The organism is Limnoglobus roseus, from assembly GCF_008254045.1.
In the GTDB taxonomy this organism is placed as follows: domain Bacteria; phylum Planctomycetota; class Planctomycetia; order Gemmatales; family Gemmataceae; genus Limnoglobus; species Limnoglobus roseus.
The window spans coordinates 4237731-4256878 of record NZ_CP042425.1 but is presented as its reverse complement, the minus strand read 5'-3'; the positions used below and the strand labels follow the sequence as shown (position 1 = coordinate 4256878).

Annotated in this window: 16 protein-coding genes and 2 pseudogenes; 11 read left to right on the top strand and 7 right to left on the bottom strand. The window is 67.8% G+C overall.

Annotation, left to right across the window (positions count from 1 at the left end; translation table 11 throughout):
- Positions 1–224 precede the first annotated feature (224 nt).
- Together PX52LOC_RS17665 and PX52LOC_RS17660 are read left to right on the top strand one after the other, a co-directional pair.
- Positions 225–1457 (top strand): IS701 family transposase, encoded by a 1233-nt coding sequence (locus tag PX52LOC_RS17665; RefSeq protein WP_149109166.1) that lies wholly within the window; start codon positions 225–227, stop codon positions 1455–1457.
- 202 nt (positions 1458–1659) lie between these two features.
- Positions 1660–2444: pseudogene (locus PX52LOC_RS17660) on the top strand (IS5 family transposase).
- Between the two features lie 269 nt (positions 2445–2713).
- On the opposite strand, the gene PX52LOC_RS17655 reads toward PX52LOC_RS17660, so the two are convergent.
- The 3 genes from PX52LOC_RS17655 to PX52LOC_RS17650 all read right to left on the bottom strand — a co-directional run bounded on the left by PX52LOC_RS17655 (position 2714) and on the right by PX52LOC_RS17650 (position 5152).
- Positions 2714–3742 carry an IS110 family RNA-guided transposase gene (locus PX52LOC_RS17655; protein ID WP_149109721.1) on the bottom strand — a complete coding sequence of 343 codons (1029 nt, stop codon included), beginning with the start codon at positions 3740–3742 and terminating at the stop codon, positions 2714–2716.
- Between the two features lie 91 nt (positions 3743–3833).
- Positions 3834–3974 (bottom strand): hypothetical protein, encoded by a 141-nt coding sequence (locus tag PX52LOC_RS40640; protein WP_168219062.1) that lies wholly within the window; start codon positions 3972–3974, stop codon positions 3834–3836.
- Between the two features lie 20 nt (positions 3975–3994).
- Complete coding sequence (locus PX52LOC_RS17650) at positions 3995–5152, bottom strand: IS701 family transposase (RefSeq protein WP_149111345.1); 1158 nt, start codon at positions 5150–5152, stop codon at positions 3995–3997.
- Positions 5153–5282: 130 nt separating this feature from the next.
- Between PX52LOC_RS17650 and PX52LOC_RS17645 the strand changes: the two genes are divergently transcribed.
- From PX52LOC_RS17645 to PX52LOC_RS17630, 4 genes are all read left to right on the top strand, one after another.
- Positions 5283–6311 carry an IS110 family RNA-guided transposase gene (locus PX52LOC_RS17645; RefSeq protein ID WP_149109721.1) on the top strand — a complete coding sequence of 343 codons (1029 nt, stop codon included), beginning with the start codon at positions 5283–5285 and terminating at the stop codon, positions 6309–6311.
- Between the two features lie 455 nt (positions 6312–6766).
- Complete coding sequence (locus tag PX52LOC_RS17640) at positions 6767–6958, top strand: Flp family type IVb pilin (RefSeq protein ID WP_149111344.1); 192 nt, start codon at positions 6767–6769, stop codon at positions 6956–6958.
- Between the two features lie 279 nt (positions 6959–7237).
- Positions 7238–7561, top strand: coding sequence for a hypothetical protein (locus PX52LOC_RS17635; RefSeq protein WP_149111343.1), 324 nt, complete (start codon positions 7238–7240; stop codon positions 7559–7561).
- A gap of 73 nt (positions 7562–7634) precedes the next feature.
- On the top strand, positions 7635–8084 hold the full coding sequence (locus PX52LOC_RS17630; protein ID WP_149111342.1) for a hypothetical protein: 450 nt from the start codon (positions 7635–7637) through the stop codon (positions 8082–8084).
- 171 nt (positions 8085–8255) lie between these two features.
- On the opposite strand, the gene PX52LOC_RS42600 is transcribed toward PX52LOC_RS17630, so the two are convergent.
- Positions 8256–8891: a WD40 repeat domain-containing protein gene (locus PX52LOC_RS42600; protein WP_149111341.1), complete on the bottom strand. Its 636-nt coding sequence runs from the start codon at positions 8889–8891 to the stop codon at positions 8256–8258.
- Between the two features lie 248 nt (positions 8892–9139).
- Here PX52LOC_RS42600 and PX52LOC_RS17620 point away from each other — a divergent pair, with 248 nt between their 5' ends.
- Positions 9140–9454 carry a hypothetical protein gene (locus PX52LOC_RS17620; RefSeq protein WP_149111340.1) on the top strand — a complete coding sequence of 105 codons (315 nt, stop codon included), beginning with the start codon at positions 9140–9142 and terminating at the stop codon, positions 9452–9454.
- A gap of 720 nt (positions 9455–10174) precedes the next feature.
- Here the strand turns inward: PX52LOC_RS17620 and PX52LOC_RS17615 are convergent.
- Positions 10175–11047 carry a response regulator gene (locus PX52LOC_RS17615; protein WP_168219059.1) on the bottom strand — a complete coding sequence of 291 codons (873 nt, stop codon included), beginning with the start codon at positions 11045–11047 and terminating at the stop codon, positions 10175–10177.
- 364 nt (positions 11048–11411) lie between these two features.
- Here PX52LOC_RS17615 and PX52LOC_RS17610 point away from each other — a divergent pair, with 364 nt between their 5' ends.
- Complete coding sequence (locus PX52LOC_RS17610; protein ID WP_149111338.1) at positions 11412–11795, top strand: DUF2147 domain-containing protein; 384 nt, start codon at positions 11412–11414, stop codon at positions 11793–11795.
- A 24-nt stretch (positions 11796–11819) separates the two neighbouring features.
- Positions 11820–11947 (top strand): annotated as a pseudogene (locus tag PX52LOC_RS43925) (VOC family protein); the annotation flags it as partial.
- A 146-nt stretch (positions 11948–12093) separates the two neighbouring features.
- Here the strand turns inward: PX52LOC_RS43925 and PX52LOC_RS17605 are convergent.
- Positions 12094–15417 (bottom strand): beta strand repeat-containing protein, encoded by a 3324-nt coding sequence (locus PX52LOC_RS17605; RefSeq protein WP_168219058.1) that lies wholly within the window; start codon positions 15415–15417, stop codon positions 12094–12096.
- A gap of 372 nt (positions 15418–15789) precedes the next feature.
- Positions 15790–16056 carry a hypothetical protein gene (locus PX52LOC_RS17600; RefSeq protein ID WP_149111336.1) on the bottom strand — a complete coding sequence of 89 codons (267 nt, stop codon included), beginning with the start codon at positions 16054–16056 and terminating at the stop codon, positions 15790–15792.
- Positions 16057–16274: 218 nt separating this feature from the next.
- Here PX52LOC_RS17600 and PX52LOC_RS17595 point away from each other — a divergent pair, with 218 nt between their 5' ends.
- The gene (locus tag PX52LOC_RS17595) at positions 16275–17894 is read left to right on the top strand and encodes a sigma-54-dependent Fis family transcriptional regulator (protein ID WP_149111335.1); all 1620 of its coding nucleotides are present in this window, start codon (positions 16275–16277) and stop codon (positions 17892–17894) included.
- A gap of 32 nt (positions 17895–17926) precedes the next feature.
- Positions 17927–18901 (top strand): nitrilase-related carbon-nitrogen hydrolase, encoded by a 975-nt coding sequence (locus PX52LOC_RS17590; RefSeq protein ID WP_149111334.1) that lies wholly within the window; start codon positions 17927–17929, stop codon positions 18899–18901.
- Positions 18902–19148 lie beyond the last annotated feature (247 nt).

The window sequence follows — 19148 nt, the reverse complement described above, 5'->3', positions numbered from 1 at the left end:
CCCCGGAGCGGGTGGTCGGCCGGGATGCCGGCCTCGACGTCGAACACGTGGAACAGCGGCCATGGACCGCCGGGTCGGCCACGCATGAGTTCCTCTCCAGAGCGCGGTCGGAACGAGCGTAGCGCGATCCCGAACCCGGCTCAAGACCGGGATTTTTCAGCACCCTGCTAGTATTACTCCGTTAGGTTATTTACTTCGTCTCGATCCCGCCGTACTCTGGCGGGATGGACGCACGGAAGCTTGCAAAGCTGCGGCGGGAGCTGACCGCCTTCCTGGACGAGGTCGCGGGCACGCTGGGCAACGCCCGCCGCCGGCGATGGTGCGATGCCTACCTGCGGGGCATCCTCCTCGACGGCCACCGCAAGAGTGTCGAGCCGATGGCCGCCCGGTTGAAGACGATCGAGCAGGGCGACGCGGACTACGAGCAAGCCCTTCAGCAGTTCCTCAATCAGAGCCCGTGGGACACCGGCGAGGTCCGCGGCGGCCTGCAGGCGTGGGTCGCCCGCCGGTTCGGCACGGCCGGCGTGGTCATCATCGACGACACCGGGTTCCCCAAGCAGGGCACGCACTCCGTCGGCGTGGCCCGTCAGTACACCGGCACCCTCGGCAAGGTGGCGAGTTGCCAGGTGGCCGTGACCTTGCAGTTCGCGACGGCCAAAGAGGTCGTGGGGCTGGACGCCCAACTGTACCTGCCGCAAGCGTGGGCGGACGACGCCGATCGCATGGCCCGGGCCGGCGTCCCCGTCGCGGTCGGCTACCGGCCGAAGTGGCAGATGGCGTTAGCTATGCTCCGGCAGGCGGCGGGCCATGGATTTTGTGGCGTCGTGCTGGCCGACAGCCTGTTCGGGACCGTGACCGAATTCCGCGAGCAACTGGCGGCCGACGGCCGGACGTACTTCGTCGGCATCGACTCGACGTTGAAGGTAGTCGCGGCCGACGCCGATCTGGGGCCGGTCCCGCCGGCCGGCCGCACCGGGCGACCACCGACGCGACCGGCCGGCGTCCGGGCCGGGGCGAAATCACCCAACGTCAAGGAATGGGCGTTGGGTCGCGTGGCGGACTTCCGCGCCGTGATGTGGCGGAAAGGGACCAAGGGAAAGATGGCCGGCCGGTTCGCCGCTTGGCGGGTCCGACCGGCGCACAAGCTGTCGAGCGGCCGTGAGCCGGGGGGCGCCTGCTGGCTGCTGGTCGAATGGCCGGCGGGGGCGGATCAGCCGGCCAAGTACTTCTTCAGCAACTTGCCGGCCGCGACGAGCCTGAAGCGATTGGTCGCCGCGGCCAAGAGCCGCTGGTGGGTGGAGCACAGCTACCGCGAGTTGAAAGACGAGCTCGGGTTGGACCACTTCGAGGGGCGGTCGTGGCGGGGATGGAACCACCACGCCGTCCTCGTCCTGATGGCTTACGCCTTCCTCCAAGACCTCCGCCGGACCCGCCGAAAAAAAGTCTCGCCGGGCTGACCCTTCCGGGGCTGCGGGAGCAGTTGCAAGCGGTGCTCGCGTGCTGGTGCGCCCGCTGCCCGGTCTGCCGTCAAACCGTGCCCGAACTTCTCGGCAAGCGGCCGCCCTAGCTAACGGAGTAATACTAGGTAGCCCGGACATTCAGGCTGGCATCTTTTCAGATCGTTCGTGACACTTGATGTCGTTCAAGGAGGAACCATCAATGCGACGCCGGCACGAACGGACAGGCCCGCAATGGGAGAAGATCCAGCCCTTGCTGCCCGGCAAGGCGAGCGACCCAGGTCGCACGGCCACTGACAACCGGCTGTTCGTCAACGCGGTCCTCTCTGTCCTCAGTACCGGCATCCCTTGGGAGGACCTGCCCACACGGTTCGGCAAGCACAACACCGCCTGGAAGCGGTTCGACCGGTGGTGTGCGGCCGGCGTCTGGGAGCGGATCGCAGTCGCCCTCGGCACCCCGGACTTGGAAGAGGTCCAACTCGACTCCACGACCGTCAAGGCGCACCCGGTGGCCTCATCGGGACGGCGGTTGCCCCGAGAAAAAAAGAGGACGCGGACGAGCGGCGGTGCATCGGACGAAGTCGTGGAGGGCTGACGACCGAGCTCCACGCCCTGGTGGATCGTCGGGGGCAGTTGCTCAAGCTCTTGGTGACCGCCGGCCAGTGCGGAGATGCCCCTCGAGCAGAGCCCCTGTTGGCAGAACTGAAGTCCGGGAGCGTTGGCCCCGTACTCGCCGACGCTGCTTACGACAGCGATGCCATCCGCAAGCGAGTGAGGCGATTGGGAGCGAAAGCTTGTATCCGGCCCAACCCAACACGGAAGCGAGTGAAGCGATACAGCCGGAGCCGATATAAGAACCGCAACGTCATCGCGCGGTTCTTCGGCGGGCTCAAGCGGTACCGCCGAGTGGCCACCCGGTACGAGAAGAAAGCTGTCAACTTCGCTGGCTTTGTCTGGCTCGCAGCCCTCATAAACCAGGACTTCTGAATGTCCGTGCTGCCTAGTCCTTCGATGAACGCCGGCCGATTGTCAACAGCAAGCGAGTCGATTCGTTCAAGCCACCGCGTGCAGCCCAGTCTTCGATCCGAGCATCCGGGGTGAACCCGTAGCCCAAGTGGGTCGGTTCCGAGCGGGTGACGACTGCCCCAACTACAGTCGAGTGGCCGACGGGTCGGCAACCCAGGACTAGACCGAGCGCGTCGTCACACCGCGGGCTCGCAGTGGTTCTCCTCTTCTCCTCGCCAGCTCTTGGCTCGTTACGCCGCCGCCTTCACCGGCTGCACCTGATGGAACAGCCACCGCACCCACCGGTTGGCGACGGCCGCGGCCACCACGCTCCCCGGCTTGCCCCGGCCCTTCATGTCGGCCGCCAGTTTCTTCCACCGGGCGTCGTACCGCACCAGCCGGTGGGCGGCCTCGATGAGCACGACCCGCAGCTGCGGGTTGCCGGCCTTGATCAGCCCGGCGTCGGCCTGCTTCTGGCCGCTCGACGCGTTCCGCGGCGACAGCCCGCAGAACCGGGCCGCCTGCTTGCCCGTCCGGAACCGGTCGAACCGCCCGATCTCGGCCCGGATGGTGGCCGCCGTGACCAGGCCGATCCCCTTCATCGTCAGCAGATTCACGACCAGGGCATCCTCGGCGGTGACCTGGGCCAGGCGTTGCTCGGCCGCCTTGACGTCGCCGGCCAGGGCCTTCAGGCGGCCCAGGTGCCGGTCCATCACCCACCGCGTCTGCTCGCTCAGGGCGGCGTCGCGGGTCAGCCACGTCAGCCACGCCACCGTCCACGGGTTCACGCCCTCGGGGGCGGCTACCCGGTTGTCGCGGAGCAGGGCCCCGATCCGCAGCTTGACGTTCCGCCGCTCGCCGACGAGCTGCTGGCGGTACCGGACGAGCCGTCGCAGTTCGCGGACCTCGGCCGGGGCGTGCCACACCTTGGGCAGGTACCCGACCCGCTCCAGGTCGGCGAGCATCTTGGCGTCCGAGTAGTCCGTCTTGTCCGGGTTGCCCTTCATGCGGGCCACATACCCGGGGTGGGCCAGGTCGACCAGCCACCCGGCTTTGGTCACCAGTTCCTCGGCCAGATCGGCCGACCCGCTGCACGCCTCGATGGCCGCCCGCACGTCGGTGCCGAACCGGGCGACGGCGTCGCGGATGGCCCGCCAGTCGTTCGCGCAACTCTGGTTGAGCAACACGCGGCCGCCGCGGTCCAGGGCGCACACCTGGACGGACAGGGTGTGGTAGTCCAGGCCCACGAAAACGGGGCCGGTCGTCGTTGCCGCGGGCATGGCTGGTCCTCGAAGGTGTGGTCCTGTTGATGGTGACCACACCCACCCTCTCCGGCAACCAGCGTTCATCCCCATCTACAGCCGTAATTGGTCAATCGGGCGGCCTCGCCCCGCGTTTGCGGTAGTGGCACACGCGGGCGCGGTGCTGATGGCGTCGTCGCCAGACCGACCACGCCAACACCTTCTCGTCTTCCGGCACCGCCCACAGCAGCTTCAGCAATAACTTCCGCACCCCGGGCACACTCAACGGGATCAGCCTCTCGCCCCCTTTTTCCGCCGCACCGGCGGTACCCGCGAGCGGATGACGGCGACCACGGCTAACGCGAAGAGGCTCAGCGTCAGGTGCCGGTGCCAGCCCGTCCAGCTCCGCACCTCGTCCTCGTCCAACCCGCAGTCTCCCTTGGCGAGTTCAAAGCACTCCTCGACGACCCACCGCTTCCCCGCGATCGTGACCAGTTCGGGGAGCGTCGTCGCCGCCCGCCCGCCGCACACGAAGTACGACACGTCGGCGGGGTCGGAGGCGTTCCGACGGATCAACACCCACCGCTGACACCGTCTCGGGTCCGGGCCGTTGATCCGCGTCCGCGCCCAGTCGTACCACCGCGGGCCCTTGCTCCCGGCCCCGCCGCGGACCCGCTGCCACGCGCCCGCCGGCACCTCGGCCGGCAACGCCTTCGCACGGATCTGGCGGAACCCGACCGTCACCGCGAAGTCCGTCCGCACCGCCAACACGTAGCCCAGGCCTTGATTTTCTAGGGCGATCCGGAATGCGTAGTCCGAACCGTACACCGCGTCGGCCGTCACCCACCGGGCGGGCACCCCGGCCGCGACCGCCCGCTCGATCATCCGCTTCGCCAACACGATCTTCGTGGCGAACGCGACGGCCTTCGGCACCCCGGCCCCGCGACACCGCGGGGAGTCGTTGGTCCACTCCCTGGGCAGGTCCAACGCCCGGTCGATCAGGGCCGAACCCTTGCTGCCGGCGTACGCGAGGAAGACGCCCACCCGGCGGTTCTCGATCCGCCCGGCGGTGCCCGAGTACTGGCGGCCCACGCCGCACGACTTCGTCCCCTTCTTCAGGAACCCCGTCTCGTCCACGATCAACGCGCCGTGGGGGTCGCCGAGATGCTGCCCCACGTAAGCCGTGAGGTCGTCGCGGACGCCGTCGGCGTCCCAGCCGGCGCGGGCCAGCAGGTGCGGGACGCCGTCGGGCGTTGCCTCGCCCAAGTGCTCGGCCAGTTGCCAGCCGTTCTTGCGTTCGGTGTCGCTGAGCAGCCCGCGGAGGTAGCGGATCGCCCGGCCGCGGGGTTCGCTCCGGGCGAACCCCGCGGCCGGGCGATCCGCTACCTCCGCGGCCTCGACCTCATGGGCCCACCGCTCGACGATTGCCCGCGTTGGTCGTCCTGACATGCCGTGCCCTCGCCGCAACCCGTTGCGAGGGCGATTGTAGCAATTACGGCTGTAGATGGGGATGAACGCTGGTTGCCGGAGAGGGTGGGTGTGGTCACCATCAACAGGACCACACCTTCGAGGACCAGCCATGCCCGCGGCAACGACGACCGGCCCCGTTTTCGTGGGCCTGGACTACCACACCCTGTCCGTCCAGGTGTGCGCCCTGGACCGCGGCGGCCGCGTGTTGCTCAACCAGAGTTGCGCGAACGACTGGCGGGCCATCCGCGACGCCGTCGCCCGGTTCGGCACCGACGTGCGGGCGGCCATCGAGGCGTGCAGCGGGTCGGCCGATCTGGCCGAGGAACTGGTGACCAAAGCCGGGTGGCTGGTCGACCTGGCCCACCCCGGGTATGTGGCCCGCATGAAGGGCAACCCGGACAAGACGGACTACTCGGACGCCAAGATGCTCGCCGACCTGGAGCGGGTCGGGTACCTGCCCAAGGTGTGGCACGCCCCGGCCGAGGTCCGCGAACTGCGACGGCTCGTCCGGTACCGCCAGCAGCTCGTCGGCGAGCGGCGGAACGTCAAGCTGCGGATCGGGGCCCTGCTCCGCGACAACCGGGTAGCCGCCCCCGAGGGCGTGAACCCGTGGACGGTGGCGTGGCTGACGTGGCTGACCCGCGACGCCGCCCTGAGCGAGCAGACGCGGTGGGTGATGGACCGGCACCTGGGCCGCCTGAAGGCCCTGGCCGGCGACGTCAAGGCGGCCGAGCAACGCCTGGCCCAGGTCACCGCCGAGGATGCCCTGGTCGTGAATCTGCTGACGATGAAGGGGATCGGCCTGGTCACGGCGGCCACCATCCGGGCCGAGATCGGGCGGTTCGACCGGTTCCGGACGGGCAAGCAGGCGGCCCGGTTCTGCGGGCTGTCGCCGCGGAACGCGTCGAGCGGCCAGAAGCAGGCCGACGCCGGGCTGATCAAGGCCGGCAACCCGCAGCTGCGGGTCGTGCTCATCGAGGCCGCCCACCGGCTGGTGCGGTACGACGCCCGGTGGAAGAAACTGGCGGCCGACATGAAGGGCCGGGGCAAGCCGGGGAGCGTGGTGGCCGCGGCCGTCGCCAACCGGTGGGTGCGGTGGCTGTTCCATCAGGTGCAGCCGGTGAAGGCGGCGGCGTAACGAGCCAAGAGCTGGCGAGGAGAAGAGGAGAACCACTGCGAGCCCGCGGTGTGACGACGCGCTCGGTCTAGTCCTGGGTTGCCGACCCGTCGGCCACTCGACTGTAGTTGGGGCAGTCGTCACCCGCTCGGAACCGACCCACTTGGGCTACGGGTTCACCCCGGATGCTCGGATCGAAGACTGGGCTGCACGCGGTGGCTTGAACGAATCGACTCGCTTGCTGTTGACAATCGGCCGGCGTTCATCGAAGGGCTAGAGGTCTTCAACATAGCGAGGGAGACTCATGTCTTGGTCAGGGTTTCCCTGACCGGATGGTGCAGAAGAATCCGACGGCTTGGGGCGGTTATTCCGAAAAGTCCGATCACGTCGAGCGAACCGCGTTCTAGGGTTGTCCGTGTTCAACTCGCCGATTGGCGAGCCAATCCATTCGCACACGTCACTGGTAGGAGTTGGCTATGAAGAATTTGATTCGCAAAACTGTCTCGTTCCTCAAGAAGGAAGACGGCCCGACGGCGGTCGAGTACGCCGTCATGTTGGCCCTCATCATCGTGGTGTGCATCGCGGCCATCACCGCCCTCGGCAGCACCGCCAGCCAGACCTTCAGCTACGTCAACGGCCGCGTCGCCGCCGGCAACGGCGCGAGCTAAACCGCGAGCGGGCACCGCAACTGCCCGCGCATGAATCTCGACGCCCCGGCTACATTGGCCGGGGCGTTTTCGTTGACACCGCGGCTGATCGGGTCTGGCCTACGCGGAGGGCGGGGTCGTTTGCCCACTCAGCAACCGCAATGAACTTTGACTGCTGCGATCAACCCACCAGAACTCACCGCCCACAGCTTGACCTACGGCCGCCAGTGGGGTCCAATGTCCTGCCGGTGTTACAGTGCGGGGGCGTGCGCTAATAAAGTGTTCGGTCTGGGATGCGTAATGAGTCATCTGATCACCGCGCATGTTATCGACAAGCGAGTTAAGGCCGGCCACCGTCAGCGACAGATCGCCCACCTGCAGTACGCGATCGGCGGGGGCGAACCGGAGGTGTATCGGCTGTTCGGGGCCACCAAGTTCAACGGCGGGGTGAGCGGGACGGGTGGCGGCCTGCGAGTGTCGGCCGTGAAATTCCGTGCGGGTCTGGATCGGGCGTGCCAGCGGCATGTGGACGGGGAGCATGTGCTTGAGGAATTGGTCTTCTTCGCCACCGTTTTGGCCGAGTGGCCGTTCGGAGCGCGGAGCGTCTACGTCCACTTCAGCTGAGCCCGTAGAGGGGCCGGGCCAGTGAACTTGGGTGGTAAACCGGGAGTCGTGCGGCGACCGGAGGGAGCGACGGATGGTGAAGGCGTCATTCCAGCACGCAACTCTCGGGAAGCTGACGCGGGGTACCAGCGGTTGGGACTTCACGTTCCCCCTCGCCCGCGGGCGGTTGGGTCAGGGCACCATCTGTACCGTCGCCCCCGGTCCCCGCCCACCGGCGGAGTCGCTGGAAGCGTTGCAGGGGTACCTCGCGTGGTTCCGCCGGAACGAGACTCGGCTGCGGGGTCACATCGCCAATAAGATGTTCGCCGGCTGGCGAAGCGGGTGGTACGATCCCGAGATCGACCACACCACGACTGCGCTCGGGTTCCAGCGGAAGATCGGCCTGGCCGGGATTAATTTTTATTGGGACGAGCGGTGGGTCAGCCTCGTGTACAACGACGGCGGGCTGTTCGGTGGGCACGCCATTACGTTGTCCACCGACTTGGTGGGTAAGATTGATCGCGGCCCGACGATGTTCGGGTAAAAGGTACACCGAACCAAACGATGCCTCTGGCCAGTTGACCGCTAGCTCTCTCCGCAGCGATATTCGGCCAGCCCGCAATGCGGCTGATTTAGGGTGGAGTGGATCGGGGCAAAGAAGACACGGCAGTCGAACAGAGCGAGCCACGCGGTGACCGACGTCAAGCCCTTGGGCTCAGTTCGGCCTAGGGCAGGTTACTTCAACGGAACCGGTGGCGCGGCACCGGCACCCCACACCCGCGCCGTCTGGTCGTCGCTGGCCGTCACGAGGCGTCGGCCGTCGTTGGAGAACGCCGCCGCGCTCACCGGGCCGCTGTGGCCAGTCAGTGTCAGCGTCTCGTTGCCGACCGTCGTGTCCCCACAACTTCGCCGTCTTGTCCGCGCTCGCCGTCAACAGCCGCGTGCCGTCGGCGTTGACGGCGATTGTCCGCATGCCCCCGTGTTGCCGCGGAGCGTTAGCAGTTCCGCGCCGGTGGCCGCGTCCCACAAGGGCCGCGACCTTGTCGAACCCGGAAGTCAGGACGTGTGCGTCGTCTGGCGAGAAGACGGCCGAGTGAACGGCGTGCTGGTGCGCAGAGATGTCGAGGAACTTGCGGCCGGTCGCGGCGTCGAAGACGCGGGCGAACCCGTCGCGGCCGGCGGCGACAACCTTTGTGCCGTCTGGACTGAACGCGGCCAACTCCACGACAACGGTCGTTACCGCGATGGTCCGCGTCGGCTCGCCGGTCACGGCGTCGAAGACGCGGACCTTGCCGTCTTTGCACGCTGTGACGACGCGGGTGCCGTCGGCCGAGAACTCTGCCGACGGCACTTCCAGCTTATATCGACCTTAACCCGCCCGAAGGGACACTTCCAATCCGCTTCTTCTACCCCTTCCACTTGATCCGGGGCTGCTTTGTTCGTGGAATTATTAGGATCACCGACAATCCCAGATATGCGTAAGCCTCGGCATTCCGGGCCGACACTGTCGGGGTCGCGGCAAGGGTTCGTGTTCGGATCATTCGGGCTGTACTCGGCCGGACGATGCCGGTACATACGCCGCTCCTTCAGAGATCACACATGACGATCAACGGCGTCTCGCAAACCTCCGGTCAACAACGGCTCGTCGACATTGCCCCTTCCGGGGACAAGCTCCAGGTCGGCATCCGCGACCGTAAGCCCGGCTCCGACTGGGTCAACGTCGTGGTCCCGGCCGAATCCCTCCTGACCGTCCTCACCGAGAAGCCGACCGGGCCGCAGGCGATCCCGGGCGACGACGCGACCCTGGTCGCCGAGATCCGCCGCAACGAGGTACAACTCGCCATCGGCACGGCGGATGCGGCCGTCGGGCTGGACGACCTCATGGACGCCGTCGGCAGCGTCCTGCCCTCTTGATCCGGTGATGTCATCCCGCCCGGACGTCGCCACCGAGCAGGGTGAGAATTTCCCGTTGATGTCGCTCGAATCCGCCTCGGACGCGAAGGCCATGCACGCTGGGGCCACCTCCGGCCGCCAGGGCCGCTTAGCGGGGTGTCGGCCCATGCGCGGCGAGATTGTCGACCGGCTTCGAAACCGGCGGCAAGGGCATCGAGGTCGGGCTCAGGGCCACGCAGTTCAGCCGGATGCTCCGTTTGATCCGGTTCTGGGCGAGCGACTTCGTGAACGCAGGGACGGCCGCACTCTCTGCGGGCGCGGATTCGCAACCGGCGGACGTCCTGGGACCGCCACGCGGCGATCGCAAGAAAGATCGCGCCGAGTACCGCCAGTGGCCCGGCGACTTCCAGCGGCACGGACTGTCCGTTCAGGTCCGACACGAGCCAGACCGTGTTCATCGCGATCCAGCAGTTCAGCCCGAGGTCGGCGAACACGCCCTACTTCTCCCGCCAGGACGCGATCAGCAGCCAAGACGACGGTCAGCCCGGCGAACCCGTACACCGGCCACGCCAGCTTGCACATCCACAGGGCGTCCATCAAAAACCACGTTATGGAGTTCACCGGGTCGATGACCCGCTTGGCGAACGACGGGGTCTACACTTCGCCGCCGGCACCGGATTCGATCATTCAAGCTCCTGACCTTTGAACGGACCCGCAGTCGTCTCATCCCGAGCACTTCACTTACTCTCGCCGTGCCACCTCGCCGAGCACTCGAATCACTTGATCGAGGGACGAGAACGGCTTCTGGAACACGTGCGAAGCCCCCAACGACAAGAGGTCGGCGGCCGAGTATCGGCCGGTGTGCCCACTCATGAACACAGCCCTCACGGCCGGATTGACCTCGCGGATTGCGGCCAGGGTTTGCGGCCCGTCCATCTCCGGCATGAGCACGTCGAGCAGGACCACCGCCACCGTACCCCGGTGGGCGCGATACGCCGCCAAGGCTTCGGCCCCGCCCGCCGCTCTCCGCACCGTGAATGCATGGGACCGCAGGGCGAAGTCCAGCATCGCCCGGACGGAGGGCTCGTCGTCGACCAGCAGCACCTCGCACCCCAATCCGCCCCGGCGGACCCGCCCGAGGGCGGCCGCGCACAGCCCGGCCACGCCGTCCAACAGGCCTTGCTCGGCCGGCCCGAAACGCCGATCGTCGGGGAAGGTAAACCCGAGTCCCCCGACCACGCCCGCTTGTCGGAAGGGCACGGCGGCCAAGGCGCGGCCCACCGGGGGCGGCATTCCGTTGCCGGGCGGGTAGTAGGCCAAGCGGAGATCGAGTGTCTCCAAGAAGACCGGCCGGTTTTCCCGCACCGCCTCGACGATGGGTAGGGCGGCGTCCGCGGGGAACCGCCGCCACGCCTCCGCAACGCGGTCGGAGTAGCCCGTGATCCGGGGGCAAAAGAACTCCGACCCGTCGTCGTTCAGCAGGGCGAGCACGGTCACGCACGCGCCGACCGCCGGCTGCCCGATCCGGACGAGCGCGTCGGCGATTTCCTCGACGGTTCGGGCGTGGGCGAGTGCGTCGGCGAGTGCGTACTGAGGCAGAGATGGGTCAGACACGGGCGATCCTCGGCTCCGAACTCGCCAGGGACCGCCGACCGGATCGGCCGCGAAAATCGAGCCGGGAGACTGCTCACACTGGCGGGTAAGGACGTTGTAGAAGGCGGTACGGCCGGCGGCGTGTCGAGCAGAGATGTTTGAGGGAGAAGCAAAAGGATCTCGACGCGGAGAGTGGCCGCGCTGCAATCGCTTCTCCTGGGGCGACAGTAGCAGAGCGATTGGGCCAAGTGGCCGTCGGTCGGGCACACGTCAAGTTGCACGACACGCCGAAATCTCGAGCCCGTCTGCCGGACGCGGAGCCGACCACTAGAATCGGCCCCGGCAGACCGCGCTCGGCGGCCACTGCCAATCTTCGGAGGCGACCATGAAGGCGATCATTTCGGCTGCACTGGTTCTCGGGCTGTGCGGCCTCGTTCGGGCAGAGGACAAAGTGGACCCGGTCGGCACGTGGAAGTGCGAGTACACGATCGGAGACCAGAAGCGGACGGCCGAATTGACAATCACGAAAGACGGGGACAAGGTCGTCGGGACGATGAACTGGCCGGATCAGAAGGACGTGAAGGTCAAGGAGCTGAAGCTGAAGGACGGAGAGTTGACGTTCTCCGCCGTGCGGAAGTTCATGGGTAACGAAATCCCCATCGATTACAAGCTGAAGATCGACGGAGACAAGATCAAGGGGAAAGCCGCGTCAGAGTTCGGTGGCAACAAGCAAGAGTTCGACATCGAAGGGAAGCGGGAGAAGAAGTGACGTTCGGGCGATCCCCTGCGGGGCCGATATTGGGACGCCCTCGTCGGCAACGGAGTAAGGAAAGTGCATGCGGCTGATGCCAGGACAAGTGGGGCCTGCCCTGGCAAATCAGCCCGCGTGTCCTGACGAACGCCGGCTCTGACCCACCGCCGCCAATTGACGAGCAGATGATAATAAGGCCCCGGTGAACTTCGGCTTGCCGGGGTTGAGCGGCCAGCGGTTGTGGACGGACCGAGTGCGAATCCGTTCGCGCCTCGGTCGCCAAATCTCACTTCGCACTCGATGAATGTCCGCTTCCCTACGTGTCGATCACAACGTTGAAAGCGTTCGATGCGCCGCTCGCGTTTCCGGCCGCGTCGGTGGCCGTCGCTGTGACAGAGTACGCACCCTTGGCCAAGGCGGTCACGGGCGTTGCGGACCAGTTCCCGCTCGCGTCGGCTGTGACCGTCGCGATCAAGGTCGCGCCGCTCCCGCTGTTGGCGAACACCTTCACCTGGGCGTTGGCCTCGGCCGTGCCGACGATGGTCGGCGTCGTATCGCTGGTGATGCCGTCGGTGTTCGAGGCGCCGGTGTCGCTGGCCGCGTCGAGCCGTAGCACGACCGGGGCCGCGGGCGGCGTGGTGTCGAAGGTGACGGTGAACGGCGCGGAGGCAGCGTTCGGCTTCGAAGCAGTGTCCTGAACCGCGTTGGCCAGGAGCGTCACGACCACGGCCCCTTGTGCGGCCGGCGTCACGTCGAACGTGTACGTCTTCGCATCGACGGACACGATGTTGGAAACGGTCCCGTTGGTCACACCGATGCCGGCGGCGGCCAAGCCCGTCACGGGCTCGCTAAAGATCACCCGGAACGGGATCGGGCTTTGGTTCGTCGCCGGGGTGGCGGTGGACGTCAGTGTCGCCGTCGGAGCCGATCGCTCGGACGTGATCGACGCCAATGCGACCACGTTGACGTTGCCCGCCGCGTCCTGCGCGGCTGCCGCGTTCGCCGTCACCGTGACCACGCCGTCGCCCGTCGGCGTCACGGTGAACGTGTACGTCTTCGCGTTCACGGCGACGAAGTTCGACGCCGTACCGTTGGCGACCGTCAGCCCGGCCGCGGTGAACCCCGTCACGTCCTCCGTGAACGTGACGGTGAACGGGAGCGTCGTGGCGTTCGACGGGCTGGTCGCCGTCGTCGAGACCGTCGCGACCGGGACGGTTCGGTCCGAGGTCACGGTCTTGTCGAACGCGGCGGCCGTTACGTTGCCGGCCAAGTCCTTCGCCCCGCCGGCCTTGACCGCCAGCTTGACTGCCCCATCGGCAGTCGGGGTGACAGCCACGGTGTACGTCTTCGGGTCCACGGCCGTGATCGTCCCGATCGTGCCGTTCGTCGCGGCCAGCGCGGCCGCGGTCAGACCGTCCACCGCCTCGTTAAAGGTGACGGTGAAGAGGATCGGGCTGGTGTTCGTGCTCGCGGCGGAGGCCGTCACGTTGGCCGTCGGCGCGGTGCGGTCGGACACGATGCTGAAACTGGCGGCCGCAGTCGGCTTCCCACCCGCATCATTGGCGGCACCGGCGGCGATGTTTACCGCGACCGTGCCGTCGGCCGTCGGCGTGACGTTGAACGTGTACGTGTGGCCGTCCACCGCGACGAAATTGGCGAGCGTCCCGCCGGTCAGACCCACGTCCGAAGAGTCGAAGGCGGTCACGTCACCGGAGAACGTGACCTTCACCGGGATCGTGGCGGCCTTCGTTGGGCCAGTCTCCGTGCTCGTAACAGCGGCGGTCGTCACCGTGCCGTTGAACGTGCGGATGAAGGCGTTCGAGGCGGCGTTGCCGTTCCCGGCCGCGTCGGTCGCGGTGCCAACCGCGACCGACACCGTCACCGCCCCGGCGCCGGACGGCACAACGGTCAGCGTGTACGTCCGGGCGTCGGTGGCGGTGAAGCCCAACACCGAGCCGTTCGCCACGGTGATGTCCGCTTTGGTGAAGCCGGTCACGTCTTCGTTGAACGTCACCGTGAACGGGATCGGGTTCGTGCCGGTCGGGTCGGTGGCGGACGAACTGACCGTTGCCGTCGGGGCCGTGAGGTCGATCGTCAGCCCGTTGGCGAGCGTGGCCGACTGGCCCACGTTCCCCGCCGCGTCGGTGGCCGTCGCCGTGACAGTATAGCCCCCCGCCGCGAGCGTCGCCGTGACGTTCGCGCTCCAGGTCGTGCCCGTCACGGTGGCGGTGTAAGTCTGGCCGTTCACCGTCACCGTCACCGTGGACCCGGCCTCGCTCACGGTCCCGGTCAACGTCGGCGTGGCGTCGTTCGTCGTCATCGCGTTGATCGTCGCCGTCGGGCCGGCCGTGTCGAAGTTCACGGTCACAGTGTTCGACGCCGCGTTCCCGTTCCCGGCGGCGTCTGCGGCCGATCCGACCGTCACGGACACCTTCGTGTCACCGTTGGCCGTCGGGGTCACGGTGAACGTGTACGTTTTGCCATCGACCTTGGTGAAGTTCGACACGGAGCCGTTCGTCACGGTCAGCCCGCCGAGCGTGAACCCGTTCACGACCTCGCTGAACTTGGCCGTGAACTGGAACGGCGACGCCTTCGTCGGGTTGGCCGCCGTTGTGGTCAACGTGACCGTCGGGGCGGTTGTGTCCCAAGACGCGGGGACCGGGGGATTGGCGAACGTCGGCTTCGTCAGTTGCGCCGCCGTGCGGCCGTCGAACGACTTGATGTCCGGCGTCTGGCCCTTGCCGTTCGCCGTCACGAGGTCGAGGGACTTGTCGTTGTTGGCGTCAAACGCCGCCACCGTCACGCCGGCCCGGAGGGTGGAATCGTAGGCGAAGAAGTTTGAGATCACCTGCCCGGTCGCACCGTTGAACGACTGGACTCGCGGCCCGCCGAGGAACCCGGCTGCGGTGATGATGTCCGCCTTGCCGTCGGCGTTCAGGTCGCCGGCCGTCACCTGGACGCCGCCGGTGAAACTTTGCTCGAACGCAAAGAAGTTGCTCAACTGCGCATCGGTGCTGCCGTTGAACACGATTACCCGCGGCCCGCCGCCGGCACCCGCCCCGACGATGGTGTCGGGCACGCCGTCGCCGTTCACGTCGCCGGCGGCCACGGACACGCTCGCCGAGCCTTCCAGCGGCGTATACCCGTGGAGTGCGCTCCCGTCCGAGAAGCGGAGCACTTGCACCAGCGGCTGCTTGCTGCGGATCGTGCCGATCACGACCTCGGCCACGCCGTCCTGGTTGTAGTCGGCCGCGGCCACGCTCGCGCCGGTCGTCACTCCGGCGTCGCCGAGGGTGAAGTCCTTCAGGAACGTGCCGTTGGTGCCGTCGTAAACCTTCACGGTCGAACTACCGCCAACGCCGGCCCCAACGATCACATCGGCCGTGCCGTCGCCGGTCACGTCCCCGACGGCCACGTTCACGCCGCCGGTGAAGCTCGACTCGAACGGCGTGATGGTGAATTTCTGCTGCCGCGTCGTCGCGTCGAAGACCGTCACCAGCGGCGCGGCTCCGACCGCCGACCCGACGGCAAAGAGGCCGGCCGGCGTGACACGATCCTCCAACGCTTCCACGCGAAGAGACCGGACCGAACTGCGAACCATCCGCTTCCACGCAGTCTTACGCCAGAACGAAAACGACATCGGTGTGCTCTCAGAGTGAGGGAATCGTCGTCCATGCCGGGCCGTTCGGCCGACCCTGCGTTTGCGACGCATCCGTTCTCTCAGTGGCACGAAATGCGGCCCTACCGGGCCGAATCGAAATGCAGAATTGTCGGACGAACCCCGACTCTTGGGCAGCGAACGCCGGCGGCAGCCGATTCACTTCTTGAGCAAGGATCGCTCCCCACTCCGCGAACCGCGTCGGCCCAAGCCGCGACTGTGAAGCCGCCTTTCGGGTCATTCCCAACCGCGCGACAGTCCCTCACACCAGAGGCCGCTTGTCCGCGAAGAGCCGATAGACGCAAGTCGGGTTCTGGGGTGAAGGGACGGCGGCGTTCGCGAAGGCCGGGCGGCTCAACCGCCGCCCATGAACACCTTCCAGACGGCGCGGGCGGTGCCCTTCCAGCCCGGGTCGTACGGCGGGTTCGCTGGGTCGATGGTGAGTTCCCCGTGGCACGTCACGCACGCACGCCGCTCGGCCGTGGTCGTGGCGGCCGCGCAGGTCGGGCACCGGAATGGCATCCAGCCCCGGTCTGTCGGCTGGTAGTCGTAGAACTTGGTCCCCATACAGAGTTGACACGCCGGGTTCCCGTGGCACGGGCAACGGATCGACTTCGCCATCGCATGGACTCTCTGATGACCGCGGCGACAACGCGGTGAGAATACCACGGTTGCGCACGAGAGCACAATACGCACTCTCGACGCCGATCGCGAGTAAAATTACAAGTATTGAACTGACAGTTAATTATGTCGGTAGATAGAAGCGAGTATGAGTAACGGGACTTCGTGAACCACGAAAATCCGTTGTTCGGCCACGAAATTTCGTTATTCATTTCCTCATGCCCCCGCATGCCTTCGCGGTCTTCACCGACCCCAAACAACTTCTGCTCGACATGGCCGAACAGCGGTCCGTCGATGCCCTCCTTCGATTGATCGTCACCCGGCTCGCCGACGCCCCCGCGGTTGCCCTCGCCCGAGTCTGGCTCACCCTCCCGCCTGGGGCGTGCGACGTCTGTCGGGCCTGCGGCCGGGAGCCGGGCACCGAACCCGCGTTGCACCTGGCAGCGAGCGCCGGCCGGTCGGTGGCCGACCCGGCCGAGGCGTGGGACCGGGTCGACGGGGCGTTCCACCGGTTCGCCCCGGGCGAGCGGAAGGTGGGCCAGATCGGCCGGTCCGGCCGGCCCCTGGAAGTGCCCGCCGTCGACCCGTTCGCCCCGTGGGTGGCCGACGCCGACTGGGTCCGGCGGGAGGGAATCACGGGCTTCGGCGGCCAGCCCCTCGTCCACCAGGGCCGCGTCCTCGGGGTGCTCGCCGCGTTCACTCGCGGCCCCCTCGACGAGGGGGCGATCGGCTGGCTCCGGATGGTCGCCAACCACGCCGCCGCGGCCATCGCCACCGCCCGGGCGTTTGAGGAGGTCGAGGCCCTCCGGCGGCGGCTCGAACTCGAAACCGAGTACCTCCGCGGCGAGGTCCGGGCGGCCCACGCGGACGGCCGGTTCGTGGGCCGGAGCCCGGCCCTGGCCGCGGTCCTGCGGCATGTCGACTTGGTCGCCCCAACCGATGCCGCCGTCCTGGTGACCGGGGAGAGCGGAACCGGTAAGGAACTGGTCGCCCGCGAGCTCCACGCCCGCAGCCGACGGGCCGGCCGACCGCTCATCAAGGTGAACTGCGCGGCCGTGCCCCGGGACTTGTACGAGAGCGAGTTCTTCGGCCACGCCCGGGGGGCGTTCACCGGGGCCGCCCGCGACCGGGTCGGGCGGTTCGAACTGGCCGACGGGGGCACCCTGTTCCTCGACGAGGTCGGCGAGATCCCGCCCGATCTCCAGCCGAAGTTGCTCCGCGTCATTCAGGAGGGGGAGTTCGAGCGGGTCGGCGACGGGCGGACGCGGACGGCGGACGTGCGGGTCGTCGCGGCCACGAACCGCGACCTCCGGCGGGAGGTTGCAGCCGGGCGGTTCCGGGAGGACCTGTACTTCCGGCTGAACGTGTTCCCGATCGAGGTCGCGGCCCTCCGCCGGCGGGTCGATGACATCCTGCCGTTGGCGGAACACTTCCTGGCCGCGGCGGCGAAGCGGCTCGGGCGGCCCGTCCCGCGGCTCACGCCGGCCGACGCCGAGCGGCTCCGGCGGTACCCGTGGCCGGGGAACGTGCGGGAACTCCAGCACCTGATCGAGCGGGCGGCGATCGTGTCCACCGGCCGGCGGCTCGTCCTCGACGTGCCGGACGGACCCCCGCCGGCCGCCGCGGAGTCGCCGGTCTCGTTGCCGGGCGTCGCTCCCGACCGGCTGTGGACCGAGGCCGAGTTCCGCGACCTCGAACGGCAAAACCTCCGGGCCGCGCTGCGGCGGGCGGCGGGTAAAATCTACGGACCGGGCGGGGCGGCCGAGTTGCTGGGTCTGAAGCCCACCACGCTCGCCTCCCGGATGAAGGCCCTGGGCGTCCGGCCAAACGAAGAGTGACGGCCGGCGACAGGGAAGGAAGAGGGGCGTTCATGAGCACAACCCGAGTCGCGGTCGTCCAAACCGGGTCGATCTTGTTCGACACCGCGGGCACCGTCGAGAAGCTCCGCCATCGGGTCGCCGAAGCGGCCGGCTTGGGGGCGCGGCTGGTCGTGTTCCCGGAAGCGTTCGTGGGCGGCTACCCGAAAGGCTATGGGTTCGGGGCCAGGCTGGGGTCGCGGACGCCCGAGGGGCGGGAAGAGTTCCGCCGGTACTTCGAGGCCGCGGTCGAGGTCCCCGGCCCGGCGACCGCAGCGATCGGGGCGGCCGCCCGGGAGCACGGCGTCCACCTGGTGGTCGGGGTCGTCGAGCGGGCCGGCGCGACCCTGTACTGCTCGGCCTTGTTCTTCGGCCCGAACGGTGCTCTGTTGGGGAAGCACCGGAAGCTCGTGCCGACGGCGACGGAACGGCTCGTGTGGGGCCGGGGAGACGGCTCGACGCTGACGGTCGTCGATACCCCGGTCGGGCGGACCGGGGCGGCGATCTGTTGGGAGAACTACATGCCCCTGCTGCGGACGGCCATGTACGCCAAGGGGGTAGAGGTGTACTGTGCGATCACCGTGGACGACCGGGACACGTGGCTGCCCACGGTGCGGCACATCGCCCTTGAGGGCCGGTGCTTCGTGCTGTCCGCCTGCCAGTTCTTGACCCGGAAGGACTGTCCGCCCGGCCACGGTGACGTCTCCGGCGACGACCCGGCGGCGGTGCTCATTCGGGGCGGGAGTTGCGTCGTCGGGCCGCTCGGGCAGGTGTTGGCCGGGCCGGTGTTCGGCGAAGAGGCCGTGCTGACCGCTGACCTGGACCCGGCCGACATCCCGCGGGCCCGATTCGACTTCGACCCGGTCGGCCACTACGCCCGGCCGGACGTGTTCCGACTTTCGGTGAACGAAGCCCCACAAACGGGCGTGGACTTTGGAGGCACCCAATCACCGTCGGCCGGTCTTGAAGGAGAGAAAGAGCAATCCTGACCGCCGTCCGAATGAATGGTTGCGACCGCGGTCGGCCTGGACATCAAGGAGGCACTTTGCTCTCCGGTCACGCCGACTGACCCCAAGGGCGAATGGGTTGGCCGGCCGTTGGCAGAGGCGTGAGTCGCGGCGGCCCAATGCTGCGGTCCGTGCCCTGCGGACGTGAGAATTCGTAAAGTGGCGAAGTACCTCCGAGCGGACGCCTCCTCGCACGAGCCGATGGACGAGTCCACCACAAGATAAGCCA